This is a genomic window from Streptomyces sp. NPDC050263 (assembly GCF_040655955.1).
Taxonomy (GTDB): Bacteria; Actinomycetota; Actinomycetes; order Streptomycetales; family Streptomycetaceae; genus Streptomyces.
In genome coordinates this window covers 1-16,502 of sequence record NZ_JBFAKW010000180.1, presented here as the reverse complement: position 1 = coordinate 16,502, position 16,502 = coordinate 1, and the positions used below count along the sequence as shown (strand labels likewise).

Sequence of the window (16,502 nt, the reverse complement as noted above, 5' to 3'; positions counted from 1 at the left end):
CGGCGGCACCCGCGCGTGATGGCGCCCCGCGGACGATTCCGCGGGGCGCCTTCATCGCCGTACAGCTGTAGGACTGCAGGGGCGGCAGGGCTGTTCGCCCACTGCCTCAGTCCTCGTCGGCGAGGATCAGGTACAGCTTCTTGCGGGCGTCGTTGATGACCGCGAGCGCCTTCTCGCGCTGCTCCTTGCTGCCGGTCTTCCAGACCTGCCCGAAGGCCTCCATCAGACCGACGCCGGCCTGGCGGATCTCGGTGAGAGCCTCCCAGTCGACCCCGCGCGTGGCCTCTTCCCAAGGGGCTTCGGGCCCCTCTGCGGCCGCCGTGCGGCCCTCGTCGGTGAGCGAGAACAGCTTCTTGCCGCCGTCGCTCTCACTGCTGATCAGCCCCTCGTCCTCCAGCAGCTGGAGGGTCGGGTACACCGAGCCCGGGCTGGGCTTCCACGCCCCGCCGCTGCGCTCGGCGATCTCCTGGATCATCTCGTAGCCGTGCATCGGCCGGTCCTTGAGCAGGGCCAGGATCGAGGCCCGTACGTCACCGCGCCGCGCCCTCCCCCTGGGTCCGCCGCGCCCTCGCCCGCCCCAGGGGCCGGGACCGAAGCCGGGACCCCCGAAGCCGGGGCCGAATCCCGGGCCGCCGGGACCGCCCGGGCCGAAGGGCCCGAAGGCCGCACGCCGTCCGTCGAAGCCACCGCGGCCGCGCCGGGGGCCGTCCTGTCCATGTCCACGCTCGAATCCGTGGGTACGCATCGCAAACCACTCCTTCATTCCATCGTTGATCTGTCGCGATGCGTCAACGATATATCGGAACAGTTCGCTTGACAAGGCTCTCTCGTCTTAGGGTGCGGACATGACATCGCGCACCGCTTCGGACGGCACCTCGCCCCACGCCTCGCCCACCCCGCACACCCCGGACGCCTATCTCTCCGGACTGTTCTCGCTGGCCGGCCGGGTCGCCCTGGTGACCGGCGGCAGTTCCGGCATCGGCCGGGCCATCGCGGGGGCGCTGGCGCGAGCGGGCGCGAGCACGGTGATCGTGGCCCGCAAGGAGGCCGAACTGGCCGCCACGGTCGAGGAGCTGGCGGCGGACGGCTGCCGGGCGGGCTGGGTGAGCGCCGACCTGAGCACCCGCGACGGGGTGCGCGCGGCGGCGGAGCAGGCGGTCGAGGTGTTCGGCGAGCCCGACATCCTCGTCAACTGCGCCGGGATCAACCTGCGGCCCTCGATGGACGAGCTCGACGACGACGTCTGGGACGCCACGATGGCGGTGAACCTGGACGCGCCCTACCTGCTGGGCCGGCGGTTCGGGCCCCGCATGGCCGAGCGGGGCTTCGGGCGGATCATCCACATCACGTCGCAGCAGGCGCACCGGGCCTTCGTGCGCAGCGGCGCCTACGGGGTCTCCAAGGGGGCGCTGGAGTCGCTGGCCCGCTCACAGGCGGAGGCCTGGTCGCCGTACGGCGTCACCTGCAACACGCTGGTGCCCGGCTTCGTCATGACCCCGCTCAACACGCGGTTGTCGTCCGACCCCGAGAAGGTGGCGGCGCTGGCCGCGCGCACGATGGTCGGACGCAACGGCCTGGCCGAGGACTTCGCCGGAGCCGCGGTGTTCCTGGCGAGCCGGGCCTCCGGGTACGTCACCGGCCAGGCGCTCTTCGTCGACGGCGGATTCTCCGTCCACTGAGCTCAGTCCACCGCTCTCGGTCCACGGAGCTCGGTCCACCGAGATCGGTCCACCGGGCCGGGCTACGCCGCCTGCGGGGCGAAGTGGACGATGTCGTCCGCGCTCGCACCGGGCTGGACCACGCCGTAGGTTCCCTCGGGGACCTTGTTCCAGGCGCCGGGCAGATCGCCCAGCGGCTCGGAGACGACGAGACGGGTCTCGTCGGAGACCTCGCGCAGGAACTCCAGGTCGGGGTGGAGCGCCCGGAGCGTCTCCACGCGGGTGCTGTAGAACAGCGAGCGGGAGGTGCCCTGGCTGGAGTAGCGGAAGGCCCACAGCCGCTCTCCGTCGGTCACCGCGATCGTCATCTGGAGCGGGAACTCCACGCCGTGCGCGTGGCCGACGCGCTCCACCAGGCCCGCCATCCGCGCGACCGCGCCCGGCGGGTCCTCCTCCAGGCCGAGGGTGAGCGCCAGGAAGAACATCATCTCGGAGTCCGTCGAGCCCTCGATGTCGGGGAAGAGTTCCGGGTCGACGGCGAGGGCGAGCTCCCGGTGGATCAGGTGGAAGTCGGCGATCGCACCGTTGTGCATCCACATCCAGCGGCCGTGCCGGAACGGGTGGGAGTTGGTCTGCTGCACCGCCGTGCCGGTCGAGGCCCGGATGTGGGCGAAGAACAGCGGCGAGCGGACATGGCCGGCGATCTCCCGCAGATTGCGGTTGCTCCAGGCCGGACCGATCTCCCGGACGACCGCGGGGCTCCCGTCGTCCGCGTCGGGTGCGTACCAGCCGATGCCGAAGCCGTCCCCGTTCGTCGTCTCGACGCCCATCCGGGAGTGCAGGCTCTGGTCGATCAGCGAGTGCGCGGGCCGGTAGAGAATCGTTTCGAGCAGGACCGGGGTACCCGAGTAGGCAAGCCAACGGCACATCGTCCAACGCCTTCCTTGAGACACCGGGCCGGCCGGCGGGCCGGTCCGGTCGTTCCTAGTACCGCTCCGGCTTCACCACGCACAGCGCCCAGATGATGAACGCGGAGAACGCGATCATCACGACGGACCAGACCGGGTAGTACGGCAGGGAGAGGAAGTTGGCGATGACGATCAGCCCGGCGATGGCCACGCCCGCGACCCGCGCCCACGTCGCCCCCTGGAACAGTCCCAGGCTGACGAGCACGGCGACCACGCCCAGGGCGAGGTGGACCCAGCCCCAGCCGGTGAGATCGAACGCGAAGACGTAGTCGCGGGTCGTCACGAAGATGTCGTCCTCGGCGATCCCCATGATGCCGCGGAAGATGTCGAGCACTCCGGAGAGCATGAGAGTGACGGCGGCGAAGACCATCAGGCCTCCGGCCCACTGCTGCTTGGCCGTGTGCCGTCCGGCCGACGGCTCATGGGTGGTGTGTGACGTGGTCATCCCGTTGCCTCGATTCGGTGTCGTTCGACTCGGCCGGCTCAGCGGCCGGAGCCGCTCAGGACCAACTGCTTGGCCTTGGTGAACTCCTCCTCCGTGATGTCGCCGCGGGCGCGGATCTCGGAGAGGCGGGCGAGTTCGTCGACGCTGCTGGAGGTGGCGCCGGAGCCCTTGGCGGTCTCGCGGACGTAGCTGTCGAAGGCCTTCTGCTGATCACGCGCCTGCTTGACCTCCCGTCGCCCCATGCCCTTGCCCCGCGCGATGACGTAGACGAACACGCCCAGGAACGGCAGGCAGATGCAGAACACCAGCCAGCCCGCCTTGACCCAACCGCTGAGGTCGTCGTCGCGGAAGACGTCGACGATGACCCGGAACAGCAGGACGAACCACATGATCCACAGGAAGAACACCAGCATCGTCCAGAAGGCGCTCAGCAGCGGATAGTCGTACGCGAGGTACGTGTCCCCGTTCATCTCTCTCCCTCCGTCCCGGGCCTCCGCCCGAAGACCCGAAGTGCGTGCCGTTCCCAGCGTGCACACGGCAAGAGCCCGGCGGCCTCACCCCAGGCGGGTGAGGCCGTTCAGCCGGTCCCGACGGGGGCGCTCGGCCGGCTCGGACGCGCCCTCCGGCGGAGCGCGGCGCGCCAGGCGAGGGCGACCGCCGCCTCCACCAGGCCCAGCAGGACCAGCCACAGACCGAGCAGCCGGGTCAGCGCCAGGGCCGACTCGGTCGGCAGGGCGAGCACCACGATCCCCGCGACGACGGCGAACACCGCGGCGCCGAGGACGACTCCCCGGTGCGGCAGGTCCTCGGCGGCGAGCGCCGTGTAGAGCGTGAGGACGCCGGACACCAGCCACAGGACGCCGACGATCAGCGAGAGCGCGGCGATGGTCTGGAGCGGGTGTCTCAGACACAGCACTCCGGCCACCACGTACAGCACCGCCAGCAGGAGCCCGGTGACCCGCTCCCCGTGGTCCTCCCCGGCGAAGGCCGCGACGAACCGGAACACCCCGGTGACCAGCAGGTACAGGCCGATGAGGACCGCGAGGACGTGCAGGGTCTCGTCCGGCCAGACCAGGATCAGGATGCCCGGCACAAGGGTGGCGACCGCCGAACCGAGGATCCACAGCCAGGAGCGCCCGAGTACGGCCAGGGCCTCGGCGGGATCGGCGCCCGCGGGCCCGGGGTGCGGTGCGGGACCGGACGACACGCTCATGACTCCTCCTCGCGCACGACTCCACGCCACTGCGGCGGCCGACGCCGACCAGGCGGTCCGCCTCACTCCGGCAGTTGGCGCATCTCCAGGACCCGCAGCCCCAGGGACTGACAGCGGGCCAGCAGCCCGTACAGGTGCGCCTCGTCGACGACGTACCCGAACAGCACGGTCTGCCCGGACATGACGACATGCTCCAGTTCCGGGAAGGCCCTGGTCAGCGCCTCCGACAAATGTCCGTCGACGCGGATCTCGTAGCGCATGTGCTGCTCCCCCGGGATGGCCTGGGACGGCGGACCGCGCTCTGTCCCACGATCGTCCACCCCCGCCGGGCGGCCGGCCTCACCCCGTGAAGGTGATGTCCGCGCAAGGCCCGCCGACGGGTCCTGCGTCCACTGCGTCCAACGCGTCCAGTACGTCCAGTACGTCCAGTACGCCTAGTGCGTCACGAAGAACTTGAACGCGATGATCAGCAGGCCGAGCACGAGGTTCACCGAGGCGGTGAGGACCACCAGGCGCCACGAGGCTCCGGCGCGCCGGGCCGCGGCCGCGGACCAGCCCACCTGGCCCGCGACCGCGACCGTGAGCGCGAGCCAGAGAGTGCCCTCCAGGTCGAGGCCGAGCAGCGGGCTGACGGCCACGGCGACGGCCGGCGGTACGGCGGCGTTGACGATCGGCCACTCCTCGCGACCCACCCGCAGCACGACCCGACGGCCCAGTCCCTGCTGCGCCATCCGCGCCCCGAACAACTGGGCGTGCACATGCGCGACCCAGAACACGACGCCGGTGAGCAACAGCAGCAGAATGAGTTCCAGGCGCGGAAAGGAGTCGAGGGCGCCGGCGCCGACGACCACGGAGGCGGCGAGCATGGATCCGTAGACGCCGCCGGTGTAGTCGGTCGCGGCCCGGCCTTCGGCGACGTCCGCGCGGACCGCCGAGCCTTGTCCCGTCCCCGCCATCGCTGCCTCCCTCGACGCACCGGACGACTCAGTCGCGCGATCCGGTCTCGTCCGCCGGCGCGCCGGTGTCGGGCGGCGCCGGTCGTTCGGCCTTGCGAGACGGCAGGTGCGAGGTGACCAGGAAACTGGCCAGAGTGATCCCGCCGGCCGCGAGGATCGCCGCCTTCAGACCGCCGAGCTGCGCCGAGGCGTACGAGTCCGCGAGGGCGTCGACCTCGGCGGGCGGCAGACCGGCGTCCTCGGCCGCCGAGCGCACCTGGTCGGTCGGGACGAAGCTGATCCCGGCCTCGAGCGCCACGCCGGTCTGCTGTCGGGTCTCCTCCGAGAGCCGGGGGTCGTCCGCCACCTGCGTGGTGAAGGCCTGGGCCAGCGCGCCGACGAGCAGCGATCCGATGAGCGCGGTGCCCAGCGCCGAGCCGAGGTTCTGCGCCGTGAACTGCAGCCCGCCGACCTCGCTGCGCTCGTCCTCGCCCACGCTGGACTGGACGACGTTGCCCAGCTGCGAGGCGAGCAGGCCCATGCCCACCCCGAGCAGGGCCATCGCGCCGGCGAACTGGGCGTCGTCGATGACGGGGTCGATCGTGGCCAGCAGCCACACGACGGCCCCGATCAGGGTCACCAGAGCGAGCCGCACGATCCGGCGCGGTCCGGCCACCCGGCTCAGCCGGGCGGCGCCCATCGAGGCGGCCAGCATGGTGACGGACACCGGGAGCAGTCGCAGGCCCGTCTCGAAGGCGTCGAAGCCCTGCACGACCTGGAGGTACAGCGGGATGGTGAAGAACAGCCCCAACAGGATGAGGTTCTGGCTCAGCAGGCACATCAGGCCGGAGCGCAGCGCGGGCCGGTGCAGCAGCGCCAGATGCACCAAGGGCTCGGCGCGCCGGGCCTCCCGGCGGCGCTCCCAGTGCAGGAAGACGGCCAGCACGGCCACCCCGGCGCCGATGACGAACAGCGTGGGCGAGAAGCCGAGGACGGTGAAGGGCGGGTTGCGGGGCTGCACCCAGCCCCAGGTCCCGCTCTGGAGCACCCCGAGCACCCCGAGTGCCAGACCGGCCGCCGACAGCGCGGCGCCCACACCGTCGAGGTGGTGGCGCGGACCGGTTCGTGGGGACTCCGGGATCACCCGGCGGAAGCACAGCATGACCAGCACCACCACGACCTCGCCGGCGAAGACGAGCCGCCAGGTGAGGTACGTCGTGACCCAGCCGCCCAGCAGCGGGCCGACCGCGATCCCCGCGCCGGCCAGACCGCCGATGACCCCGTAGGCGACGGCCCGGTCCCGCCCCCGGTAGGACTCGGCGACCAGCGCGGCCATGGCCGGCAGGACCAGCGCGGCGCCCAGTCCCTCGATGACCGACCAGCCGAGCGTCAGGACCCAGAGGGTGGGGGCGGCGGCCGTGAGGGCGGATCCCGTGGCGTAGACGACGAGGCCGAGCAGGAAGAGCCGACGGCGTCCGAAGATGTCCCCCGACCGGCCGCCGATGATCATGAAGGCCGCCATGACCAGGGCGTACAGCGTGATGACCGCCTGGATGGCCGTCACCTCGGTGTCGAAGTCCTCGACCAGCTGGCTGATCGAGACGTTCATGACGGACGTGTCCAGCACCATCAGGAACTGGGCGGTGCCCAGGACCATCAGAGCCCGCCAGCGGGTCACGGTGTCCACACCTCCATGGCAGCGGAGAAATCCGGCGGCCGCCTCACCCACCACGGGCGAGCGGGAGGGGCCGAAGGAGCCGGGCCTGCCCGGTCACAGCAGCCTCAGCTCGCGGGCCCGGCGCACCGCGTCGCCCCGCCGGTTGACCGCGAGTTTCCGGTAGGCGCTCTTGAGGTGGGTCTTGACCGTGTTGACGGAGACATAGAGATCGGCGGCGATCTCCTCCGTCGACATCATCAGGGCCAGCCTGCGCAGCACGTCGCGTTCGCGTCCGCTCAGCTCCTCCACGACGGGCGCGGGCGGGCCGTCGGCCGTCGGCGCGCCAGGGGTGAGGCCGGGAGCGAGGCCGGGAGTGAGCCGGTCCGCGGCCGGTCCCCGCGCCGCCGCACTGCCCAGGAAGGGGCGGATCCACGGTCCGGCCTCGAGGAAGGGACGGCGCAGCCCGTCGCGCTGTGCCTCGCGCAGCGCCCGGGCGACGAGCCTGCGCGCGGCGGCCGCGTCCCCGGCCTCGTGCGCCGCCTGCGCCCGCAGCAGCGTGGCCCGGACGGTCACGGCGGGGCCGCAGCGGCCCTCGGCGCGGACACCGTCGAGCAGGTCGACGGCGGCCGCGGGCCGGCCCGCGGCGAGCTCGGCCCGCGCGGCCCCCACCGCCCAGGCCGGCTGCTCGTCGGACAGCGCCCGCAACACCTCGACGGCCGTCTCCGGTCGTCCTTCGGCCAGATACGCGGCGGACACGACGAGCGCCGTCTGCTCTTCCGCCCAGGGGGAGACCACGGCGGCCGGAACGGCCCGTTCCGCCGCCGCGTGCGCCGCCCGGGTGTCGCCGCGGGCCAGCCTCAGCCGGGCGGTGGCGATGGCCCGGCCCGCCTCCAGCACCGGGTCCCGCCAGGCAGGATGCGACTCGACGGCCTCGTCGGCCTCGTCGAGGAGTGCCTGGGCCCGCCCCAGGTCGTTGCGGTCGACGGCGACGGCGGCCAGGACCAGCCGCCCCATGCCGGAGGCGGACGGCTGGGTCAGTCCGTACCGCTCGGTCCCGGTCAGCGCGGCCCGCGCCTTGCGTTCCGCCCTGCCGGGCCAGCCGTTCAGGTAGTCGATCAGAGCGAGCCGGCCCAGCGAGTCCTCGCGGGCGAGCGCCGTCGAAGCCCCTTCCGGCGCGCCGGTCACCCTCGTCAGGGCGGCACACGCGTCCTCGAACCGGCCGGCCCACAGCCGCGCCGAGCCCAGATGGGCCAGCAGGAGGGCGATGAGTTCGGGGTGCCGCTCCAGCAGGTGGGCGGGGGCATGGTCGCGCAGTGACTCGGCCGCCGCGGCGGCCGTCTCCGCCCGGCCCGGCTCACCGGTGAGCCGGGCGGCCAGCGCCTCGAGCAGGGCACAGCTCAACCGGGCCGCGACCAGGCCGGACGCCTCGCCCTCGGGACTCCACTCGGCCGCCCAGTTCCGCCCCACCGTCCCGCCCGGTCCTGCCGTCGGCCCCTGCTGGGCGGTCAGGCCCTGCTCCGCGTGCCGCAGATGGGCCAGACCGCGGTCGAGATCGCGCCGGGACAGCTCACGGGCGGCTCGGACCAGATCCGTGGCCGGGCCGGTGGCCTCCGGGCCCATCCGGGAGAACAGCTCGGCGAGTTCGTCGGAGCGCAGGCCGGTGAAGAGCCGGCCGATGGCGAGGTCGTCGACCAGGGCGGCCGCGGTGAACTCCCAGTCACCCGCGGCCGCGCCGTGGCCCAGCGTCTCGGCGAGGGATCCCGAGCCCCGCAGCCAGTGCGCGGCCCGCTGGTGCAGCGCGGGCTCCAGACCCGGCGAACGGACCCGCAGATGGGCCCGGAGGATCTCCCCGAACAGCGGGTGGAGGCGGTACCGGTCCTGCCCGAGGTGCTCGACGAACGCGTTCTCGCGACACAGTCCGACGAGGATGGGCTCGGCGTCGGCGCGCCCGGTGAGCGCGTTCACCAGCTCGGGACAGAACCGGTCGAGGACGCTGACCCGCAGCAGGAGGTCCTGCGTCTCGGGGGGCTGCCGTCTGAGCACCTCGGCCAGCAGGAAGTCGGCGACCGTGCTGCGGTCGGCCTCGAACTCCTTGAGGTATCGCTCCGGGTCCGGGCTCTCTCGCGCGGCGAGGGCACACAGCCGCAGGCCGGCGGCCCAGCCCCGGGTGCGTTCCACCAGCCCCTGCGTCGCGTGCGCCGGCAGCCGCAGCCCGTGCAGCTCCAGCAGCTCGGCCGCCTCCTCGGGGGTGAAGGCCAGTTCCGCGCCCCGGATCTCCGTCAGTTCGCCGGCCGCCCGGTACCGGTGCAGCGGCAGCAGCGGCTCGGTGCGGGTGACGAGGATCAGGCGCAGGCCGTCGCCCGCGTGGTGCACGACGAACTCCAGCTGCTCGGCGATCTCCGGATCGCTCACCCGGTCGTACTCGTCCAGCACCACGATCACCGGCCGGTCCCGGGCGCTCAGCTCGGCGGCGAGCCGGGCCGGCAGCGTGGGCGGCACCCTGGACGCGTCCGCCGGGCAGCCGATCCCGTCGGGCAGGGACACCCCGGCGGAACGCAGGGCCTGGAGCAGATAGGCCCAGAGCATGCCCGGCCCCTGCCCCGCCGCGTCGGTGGTGAGCCAGGCGACGGGCGTCTCGCGCGCCGCGGCCCAGTCGGCGACCAGCAGCGTCTTGCCCGCGCCCGCGGCTCCGTTGACCATGGTCAGCGGGGTCCGCAGCGCGTGGTCGAGGTGTCTGACCAGCCGCTCACGCCGCAGGAACGTCACCGGCCGGGCCGGCACGACGAACCGCGTACGCAGAAACGGATCCCCCTGAGGGTCCCCGGGACCAGCCATGGCGCTCACCGCCCCTGGTCGTCAGATCATGCGCGGCGCACCTGTCCAGGATCCCAGCGATCCGCTCGGGGCGCGCTGCGAGCCCACAGCGCCCCGCCCCGGAAAGCAGGCCAGGGCTCGCGGATTGGCGTTGGCCGACGGCTCCGCCCGCCCCCTAGCGTCACCTGCATGCAGATTCGCATCGTCGACGCCTTCACCGACCGTCCCTTCGCCGGCAACCCGGCCGGGGTCCTGCTCCTGGACGCCTTCCCGGACGACGACCGGCTCCAGAACGTGGCCCTGGAGGTCAACCACGCCGAAACGGCGTTCGCCCACCCGCTCCCGGCGGGCGGCGAGGCGGACTGGGCCCTGCGCTGGTTCACGCCGGCCGCCGAGGTCGACATGTGCGGCCACGCCACGCTCGCCACGGCCCATGTCCTGCACACGACCGGCGCCCACGCGGGCCCGGTGCGCTTCGCCACCCGCAGCGGCGTCCTGGTCGCCACGCCCGCCGCGGACGGCTCGATCACCCTGGACTTCCCGACCGCCCCGCTGACGAAGGCCGAGATCCCGGCCGGTGTCGCCGAGGCCCTGGGCGCCGAGCCGCTCACCTGTTTCGACACCGGCCCGCGGGTCGGCGACCTGCTGGTGGAGCTCGCCGACGAGCGGACCGTCCACGCCCTGCGGCCGGACCGCAAGGCCCTGGCCGCCTGCTCCGGCCGCGGCGTCATCGCCACCGCCCGGGCCGAGAACCCGGACCTGGGGTACGACTTCGTCTCCCGCTGCTTCTTTCCGAACGTCGGCATCGACGAGGACCCGGTGACGGGCAGCGCCCACACCGCGCTGGCCCCCTACTGGTCCGAGCGGCTCGGCCGCACCGCCCTGACCGGCCTCCAGGCCTCCCCCCGCGCCGGCCGCGTCCGCACCGAGCTGCGTGGCGACCGCACGCTGCTGAGCGGCCGCGCGGTCACGGTCATCGAGGGCGAACTGCTCGCCTAGAACCGCGCGGCAGGGCCGGGCCGTAGCGCCGGACCGTAGCGCCGGGCGGAACCGGGGCGGCTCACGCCGTGGGCAGCCACCCCACCTTCCCGGCCAGCAGCGCGTACCCCACGAAGGCCCCTATGTCGAGCAGGGAGTGCGCCACCACCAGCGGGCCCACCCGGCCCCAGCGCCGGTAGAGGCAGACGAACACCACGCCCATCACCATGTTGCCGATGAAGCCGCCGATGCCCTGGTACAGGTGGTACGAGCCGCGCAGCACGGAACTGGCGACGAGCGCGGTGCCCGGCGACCAGCCCAACTGGCCCAGCCTGCGCAGCAGGTAGCCGACGACGATGACCTCTTCGAGGATCGCGTTCTGCATCGCGGACATGATCAGCACCGGGTACTTCCACCACACGTCCGGCAGCGCCTCGGGCACCACCGTGAGGTTGAAGCCGAGGCCGCGTGCCGCCAGGTAGAAGGCGATGCCGCTGCTGCCGATCACCGCCGCGATCGCCGCCCCGCGGCCGAGGTCCGGCCAGGGGCGGGTGCGGTCGAAGCCGAGGGTCCGCAGCCCCTTCCCCTCGCGCAGCAGGAAGTGCGCGACGAGGGCGACGGGGACGAGTGCCGTGGCGATCCCGAAGAGCTGCCAGGCGAGATCGAGCCATGGCCGACCCGGCGCGGCCGAGGCGTTGAGAGTCGCCGCCTGGTCCTTCAAGCCTCCCGGTTTGGTGACCGATCCGACAAAACTGATCAGGGCGGACACACCGCTCGCACCGAGCGAAAGCGCCAGAACTAGCAGCGTCTCGTCCCGGAGAATCCGCCGCGAGGGCCCCTCCCGGGGAAACGAATCAGCCACCGACCCCGCCTCCACCTGCACACTTGCCTCCAGTTGCATAAAACCGCCGCATACCCACCCCGGTCTCGCTAGGGTCTCGAAAGAAGTTACGAAGATCGTGCGTGACAGACCGCCGGGGGGACGGGCGCCGTACGGGGCGTACCTCCCCCTTCGCATGCCGCACGGCGGAAATCCGCCACGGGAGTCGACCGGGAGGGGCACCACCGTCATGGGACGTCACAGCTTGCCCGATGAACGCCGGGCGGGCGGCAGCGACCCCCGTCCTCGCATACGCCGTCGCACGGTGGCCCTCGCGACCGCCCTGGTCCTCACGGTCGCCGGAGGCGCCACTGCGGCCGTGAGGAGCGGTCTGCTCTCGTTCGGCTCGTCCTGCCACGACCACCCCGTGCGGCTGACCGTGGCCGCGTCCCCCGATCTGGCCCCGGCGCTCACGGTCGCGGCGAAGCAGGCCGAGGACAGCGGCCTGACCTCCGACGGACAGTGCCTGACGGTCACCGTCACGGCCCGCGAGTCGGCCAAGGTCGCCGACACCCTGGCCGCGGGCAAGGACGCCGAGGCGCAGGTGTGGGTGGCGGACTCCGACCTGTGGGTGCAGCGGATCACCGCCAACCGCAAGGCGACCCAGGTGACCGCGGTGGGCAACGTGGCCTCGACCCCGGTCGCGGTGGCGGTGGTCCCGACGGCGGCGAAGTCGCTGGGCTGGCCGAAGAAGACGTACACATGGCCGGAGCTGGCCGCCGCCACCCTCCAGGGCAGTCCCCTGCGGCTGGGCGCGGCCGATCCGGCGCGCAGCGCGACCGGTCTGCTCGCCCTGACCCAGGTCGGCGCCGCCACGGCCGGCGCCCGGGACGGCGCCACCCGGACCGCGGCCCTGATGAAGACGCTGTCCCAGCGCACCTCGGACACCGACGCCCAGGTCCTCGACACGCTGCCGCGCGACACCTCGGGCGCGGAGCAGGGCAACCCCAAGCGCAACCAGGCGGTCGTGGTCACCGAGCAGGCCTCGTTCGCGTACAACGCCTCGGCGGACGCGGGCACCGGCCTCGACCTGTTCTACCCGAAGGACGGCTCGCCCCGGCTCGACTACCCGTACACGCTGGTCGACAAGACCCGGCTGAGCACCGACGAGAGCCGGGCCGCGATCCGGTTCATGACCTATCTTCGCCGCCCCGAGCAGCAGCGGATCCTCCAGGAACACGGCTTCCGGACGTCCGACTACGACGTCCCGCAGACGGTCGTGACCGCGGCCGGCGGCAGCAGCCCGCAGCCGTTCGCCGAGCCGGCCGCCCGGCCCGCCTCGGACACGGCGGTGGAGGAGACCCTGGGGGCGTGGACGATCACGGTGCAGAGCGCCCGCCTCACCACGGTCGTCGACGCCTCGTCGTCCATGTCGGAGCCGGTCCCCGGCACGGGACGCTCACGGATGGACGTCACCAAGGCCTCGCTGCTCCAGGCCCTCGCCACCTTCACGCCGGAGGACGAGATCGGGCTGTGGGAGTTCTCCACCAAACTGGACGGCGACAAGGACTACCGCGTCCTGGTCCCCACCGAGCCGCTCGGCGCGGCCGCGAGCGGCGGCACGCAGCGCGACAGACTGTCGGCCGCGTTCGGCGGTCTGGCACCGGTCCCGAACGGCGCGACGGGCCTGTACGACACCGCTCTCGCCGCGTACCGGGAGGCCACCGCCTCCTACGTCCAGGGCAAGTTCAACGCGCTGGTCATCCTCACCGACGGCGTCAACCAGGACCCGGGCAGCATCTCGCGCACCACCCTCCTCGCCGAACTCCAGAGACTCGCCAGCCCCCAGCGCCCCGTCCCCCTCATCATGATCGCGGTAGGCCCGGACGCGGACCGCGACGAGGCCGACGAAATAGCCAAGGCAACAGGCGGCTCGGGCCAGTCGGTCACCGACCCGTCCCAGATCCACACAGTCATCCTCAAGGCCATCGTGGCAGCAGCTACACAGGGCTCCTGAACCGACCGCCCCCCAACACCCGACCGCAAGCCGACAGGGGCGCGGGGAACTGCGCGAACAACCCCCACCGGCCTGCAGCCGACACTCGATCGGCCGCCCGAGAACCCAGCCCCCTCACCGCATCGGCACCGGTTCAGGCAAGCCCACCGGCCAGGTATGCACCGGCTCCCCAAGATGCATCAGCTCCGCATACCGCCGCGTCGTCGCCGCCAACGCCGCATCCCGCGACAGCCCCGCATCCACCGCCCGGTGAAACGTCGCGACCTGCCACGTCGCCCCGTTGGCCCGCCGTCGGCACCGCTCCTCGATGACCCCGAGATACAGATCGCGGTCGGCGGGCTCCACCCCCCACCCGTCCAGCCCGGCCTCGGCCAGCGGCAGCAGCTCGTCCCGGACGAGACTCACCGCGTCCACCTCGACCACGCCCCCGAGCCGACCCCGCCGCGGCCAGAGCAGCCGCGCGTCGATCCCGTACCGGCAGGCCGCGTCGAAGTTGGCCGCGGCCGCCTCGAACGGCAGCCGGGACCACACCGGCCGGGGCTCCGCGGCCAGGGACCGGACGACGCCGTAGTAGAAGGCCGCGTTGGCGATCACATCGGTCACGGTCGGCCCGGCGGGCAGGACGCGGTTCTCCACCCGCAGATGCGGAACACCGTCGGCGATGCCGTAGACGGGCCGGTTCCAGCGGTAGACCGTGCCGTTGTGCAGGACCAGTTCGGCGAGCGAGGGCACCCCGCCCGCGTCCAGGACCTCCAGCGGCTCCTCCTCGTCGCAGATCGGCAGCAGCGGCGGGAAGAAGCGCAGGTTCTCCTCGAACAGCTCGTACGCCGAGCTGATCCAGCGCTCCCCGAACCAGGTCCGCGGCCGCACGCCCTGGGCCTGGAGTTCCGGCGGCCGGGTGTCGGTGGCCTGCTGGAACAGCGGGGGCCGCGACTCCCGCCACAGCTCACGGCCGAACAGGAAGGGCGAGTTGGCGCCGACGGCGATCTGCGCGGCGGTGACGGCCTGAGCCGCGTTCCACACCCCGGCGAACCGGTCGGGCGTGACCTGGAGATGCAACTGCACGGAGGTGCAGGCCGCCTCGGGCACGATCGACTTCGAGGTGCACGACAGTCGCTCGACCCCGTCGATCTCGAGGGCGAAGTCCTCTCCCCGGGCGGCCACGATCTGATCGTTGAGCAGGGTGTAGCGGTCGACGTCGGAAAGGTTGGACGTCACCAGGTCGTCCCGGTCGAGAGTCGGCAGAATACCGATCATCACGATTCCGGCATCGACCTCGCCCGCCTTTCGATGGGCATATGCCAGTGACGTACGGAGTTCCTCCGCGAGTCGATCGAAAACCCGACCGCCCAATCGATGTGGGGCAATGTTGACTTCCAGGTTGAACATGGCGAGTTCTGTTTGGAAATCTCGGCTGGCGATTCTCTCCAGAACTTGACCGTTCAGCATTTTCGGCAGACCGTCCGCGCCCGCGAGATTCAGCTCGATCTCGAGCCCCATGAGGTTCTTGGGGCGGTCGAAGCGCTTCTGGGCCAGGAGCCGCTCGAGCCCCGTCAGACACCGCCGGAGCTTGTCCCGGTAGTGCTGACGATCGGACAGGTCGAACGCGCCTGCCACGACCTTCTCCCCCATCGAAGCGTCCCTCCTCGCATGGGCGGACCGGCGATCTCGGCCGCCGGACGTCCGGGTCAGGTCCGGGTCAGGGGGAATGATGCCCAACCCGGCCGATCGATAACGTCCCCTGTCGGGCACGCGACCCGCTACCCTGACCGAAAGCCGTCGGAGGTGACCGGTGGCACATTCACCGGGCATGCGGCCCGCCGCCTTTTCCGGAACTCGGCGACTCGTGAAAAACTCCGACGAGAATGGGCCGACCGCGACACGCGCATAACCCGAGGTCACCGCCGCGTCGGCCACTCTGAATCGGGATGATTCACACGTATCGCCGACCGAATGAACCCTTGCCGAGTGTCCCGCGATCGACTAGACGAAACACAGTCTGAACACGCGTCGTATAAACTCCGCGAACAAGGCAGAGAAGGTTGGCGCCCACGGTCGAAGGAGCCTGTCGTCGAGATGACGGCAGGCCGCTCGCGCACCCCGGCATCCCCAGACCGGCCGCCACCTCTCCGACCCCCGAGAGTTGGCTGACAGCGCCGTCCGCCCACGCCCTCGCGCCACCGTGCCTGTCGAATGAGAGGCGACCCACCATGCCTTTGCTGGTCCCCCCGGCTCCCGCGCCCGCACTTCGTTCCGTCCTCACGGCACTCGGTTCGCCCACCGCCGTCCGCGAGGCTCGCACGCCGTCCCTGCGCACCGCCCAGGGAGACGCCACCCCCGAACTCCCGCTGCCCCTGCACGTCCTGGACGGAATCACCCCGGAAGGCGCGGCCGAGACCCGGCTGGCCGGCTGGCGCTTCCTGATCCGCTGCGGCGACCGCGCCGTGGCCGCGGCCGAGACCCGGCTCACCCCGGACGGCTGGGCGTTCTCGCACTTCTTCGAGGGCCCCTACATCGCCTCCACCGAACGCGCCCTGCGCCAGGCCGAGTCGGCCACCCTGCCGTACCAGGCGCGCCTGCTGTCGGTGCCCGGCCTGTACATGCTCACGCTCTGGCTGCACGGCGACAGCGCCTCGGACGGCGCCACGGGCCATCCCGCCCCGACCGACCTGCTGGTGCCGCTGGCCCCGGCGCCGCCCGGCATCGCCGCCCACCGCGCGCACCGGGTGGCCGAGTTGCTCCCGGTGCTGACCCTCCGGGTGACCCCGGCGCCGCCGCCGCTGCTCGGCTCGCCCGCCTGATCCACCCGACCCGGTACCCCGACCCCGTACCCCGTCACCGCGGCCCCGGTGACGGGGTACGGTGCTGTCCGCCGACCGGCGATTCCCGCCGCGTGCCGCCCGGACTAGTGCCGCGGCAGGCAACGTTTGCCCGTCAAGGAGCGGCGTCCGGTGCGTGCTCTCGGTGTGCCGGCCGGAAGTCCTCGTACTGGACGTA

15 protein-coding genes are annotated in these 16,502 nt (G+C 72.3%); 4 read left to right on the top strand and 11 right to left on the bottom strand.

The genetic code is table 11. The annotated features are described in order from the left end of the window. Window positions 1-106: 106 nt before the first annotated feature. A complete protein-coding gene (locus AB0J04_RS42475) occupies window positions 107-745 on the bottom strand; it encodes a PadR family transcriptional regulator (protein WP_363174057.1) in 639 nt (212 codons plus the stop codon). A 100-nt stretch (window positions 746-845) separates the two neighbouring features. On the opposite strand from AB0J04_RS42475, the gene AB0J04_RS42470 reads away from it, so the two are divergent. Beyond that, on the top strand, window positions 846-1,679 hold the full coding sequence (locus AB0J04_RS42470; RefSeq protein WP_363174056.1) for an SDR family oxidoreductase: 834 nt from the start codon (window positions 846-848) through the stop codon (window positions 1,677-1,679). 62 nt (window positions 1,680-1,741) lie between these two features. On the opposite strand, the gene AB0J04_RS42465 is transcribed toward AB0J04_RS42470, so the two are convergent. From AB0J04_RS42465 to AB0J04_RS42430, 8 genes are all read right to left on the bottom strand, one after another. Beyond that, on the bottom strand, window positions 1,742-2,587 hold the full coding sequence (locus tag AB0J04_RS42465) for a class II glutamine amidotransferase (protein ID WP_363174055.1): 846 nt from the start codon (window positions 2,585-2,587) through the stop codon (window positions 1,742-1,744). 55 nt (window positions 2,588-2,642) lie between these two features. Continuing rightward, a complete protein-coding gene (locus tag AB0J04_RS42460; protein WP_363174054.1) occupies window positions 2,643-3,071 on the bottom strand; it encodes a hypothetical protein in 429 nt (142 codons plus the stop codon). A 38-nt stretch (window positions 3,072-3,109) separates the two neighbouring features. After that, a complete protein-coding gene (locus AB0J04_RS42455) occupies window positions 3,110-3,541 on the bottom strand; it encodes an SHOCT domain-containing protein (protein ID WP_363174053.1) in 432 nt (143 codons plus the stop codon). A 107-nt stretch (window positions 3,542-3,648) separates the two neighbouring features. Then, window positions 3,649-4,284 carry a DUF308 domain-containing protein gene (locus AB0J04_RS42450; RefSeq protein ID WP_363174052.1) on the bottom strand — a complete coding sequence of 212 codons (636 nt, stop codon included), beginning with the start codon at window positions 4,282-4,284 and terminating at the stop codon, window positions 3,649-3,651. Window positions 4,285-4,346: 62 nt separating this feature from the next. Further along, window positions 4,347-4,544 carry a hypothetical protein gene (locus AB0J04_RS42445; protein ID WP_363174051.1) on the bottom strand — a complete coding sequence of 66 codons (198 nt, stop codon included), beginning with the start codon at window positions 4,542-4,544 and terminating at the stop codon, window positions 4,347-4,349. A 174-nt stretch (window positions 4,545-4,718) separates the two neighbouring features. Then, a complete protein-coding gene (locus AB0J04_RS42440; RefSeq protein ID WP_363174050.1) occupies window positions 4,719-5,240 on the bottom strand; it encodes a hypothetical protein in 522 nt (173 codons plus the stop codon). A 28-nt stretch (window positions 5,241-5,268) separates the two neighbouring features. Further along, window positions 5,269-6,897: an MFS transporter gene (locus AB0J04_RS42435; RefSeq protein WP_363174060.1), complete on the bottom strand. Its 1,629-nt coding sequence runs from the start codon at window positions 6,895-6,897 to the stop codon at window positions 5,269-5,271. Window positions 6,898-6,990: 93 nt separating this feature from the next. Further along, window positions 6,991-9,711, bottom strand: coding sequence for a LuxR C-terminal-related transcriptional regulator (locus AB0J04_RS42430; RefSeq protein WP_363174049.1), 2,721 nt, complete (start codon window positions 9,709-9,711; stop codon window positions 6,991-6,993). A 168-nt stretch (window positions 9,712-9,879) separates the two neighbouring features. Here AB0J04_RS42430 and AB0J04_RS42425 point away from each other — a divergent pair, with 168 nt between their 5' ends. After that, window positions 9,880-10,689 (top strand): PhzF family phenazine biosynthesis protein, encoded by an 810-nt coding sequence (locus tag AB0J04_RS42425; protein WP_363174048.1) that lies wholly within the window; start codon window positions 9,880-9,882, stop codon window positions 10,687-10,689. Window positions 10,690-10,750: 61 nt separating this feature from the next. On the opposite strand, the gene AB0J04_RS42420 is transcribed toward AB0J04_RS42425, so the two are convergent. Further along, complete coding sequence (locus AB0J04_RS42420) at window positions 10,751-11,551, bottom strand: type II CAAX endopeptidase family protein (protein WP_363174059.1); 801 nt, start codon at window positions 11,549-11,551, stop codon at window positions 10,751-10,753. 187 nt (window positions 11,552-11,738) lie between these two features. Between AB0J04_RS42420 and AB0J04_RS42415 the strand changes: the two genes are divergently transcribed. Continuing rightward, a complete protein-coding gene (locus tag AB0J04_RS42415; RefSeq protein ID WP_363174047.1) occupies window positions 11,739-13,505 on the top strand; it encodes a substrate-binding domain-containing protein in 1,767 nt (588 codons plus the stop codon). 114 nt (window positions 13,506-13,619) lie between these two features. Here AB0J04_RS42415 and AB0J04_RS42410 read toward each other — a convergent pair whose 3' ends face one another. Next, entirely contained in the window at window positions 13,620-15,137 is a 1,518-nt protein-coding gene (locus AB0J04_RS42410) for a glutamate-cysteine ligase family protein (RefSeq protein WP_363174058.1), read from the bottom strand. Window positions 15,138-15,715: 578 nt separating this feature from the next. Between AB0J04_RS42410 and AB0J04_RS42405 the strand changes: the two genes are divergently transcribed. Continuing rightward, window positions 15,716-16,306 carry a hypothetical protein gene (locus AB0J04_RS42405; protein WP_363174045.1) on the top strand — a complete coding sequence of 197 codons (591 nt, stop codon included), beginning with the start codon at window positions 15,716-15,718 and terminating at the stop codon, window positions 16,304-16,306. Window positions 16,307-16,502 lie beyond the last annotated feature (196 nt).

Bases quoted from the DNA above. Each gene is read 5' to 3' on its own strand.
- AB0J04_RS42475 (WP_363174057.1), bottom strand. From the start codon at position 745: ATGCGTACCCACGGATTCGAGCGTGGACATGGACAGGACGGCCCCCGG.
- AB0J04_RS42470 (WP_363174056.1), top strand. From the start codon at position 846: ATGACATCGCGCACCGCTTCGGACGGCACCTCGCCCCACGCCTCGCCC.
- AB0J04_RS42465 (WP_363174055.1), bottom strand. From the start codon at position 2,587: ATGTGCCGTTGGCTTGCCTACTCGGGTACCCCGGTCCTGCTCGAAACG.
- AB0J04_RS42460 (WP_363174054.1), bottom strand. From the start codon at position 3,071: ATGACCACGTCACACACCACCCATGAGCCGTCGGCCGGACGGCACACG.
- AB0J04_RS42455 (WP_363174053.1), bottom strand. From the start codon at position 3,541: ATGAACGGGGACACGTACCTCGCGTACGACTATCCGCTGCTGAGCGCC.
- AB0J04_RS42450 (WP_363174052.1), bottom strand. From the start codon at position 4,284: ATGAGCGTGTCGTCCGGTCCCGCACCGCACCCCGGGCCCGCGGGCGCC.
- AB0J04_RS42445 (WP_363174051.1), bottom strand. From the start codon at position 4,544: ATGCGCTACGAGATCCGCGTCGACGGACATTTGTCGGAGGCGCTGACC.
- AB0J04_RS42440 (WP_363174050.1), bottom strand. From the start codon at position 5,240: ATGGCGGGGACGGGACAAGGCTCGGCGGTCCGCGCGGACGTCGCCGAA.
- AB0J04_RS42430 (WP_363174049.1), bottom strand. From the start codon at position 9,711: ATGGCTGGTCCCGGGGACCCTCAGGGGGATCCGTTTCTGCGTACGCGG.
- AB0J04_RS42425 (WP_363174048.1), top strand. From the start codon at position 9,880: ATGCAGATTCGCATCGTCGACGCCTTCACCGACCGTCCCTTCGCCGGC.
- AB0J04_RS42415 (WP_363174047.1), top strand. From the start codon at position 11,739: ATGGGACGTCACAGCTTGCCCGATGAACGCCGGGCGGGCGGCAGCGAC.
- AB0J04_RS42410 (WP_363174058.1), bottom strand. From the start codon at position 15,137: ATGGGGGAGAAGGTCGTGGCAGGCGCGTTCGACCTGTCCGATCGTCAG.
- AB0J04_RS42405 (WP_363174045.1), top strand. From the start codon at position 15,716: ATGCCTTTGCTGGTCCCCCCGGCTCCCGCGCCCGCACTTCGTTCCGTC.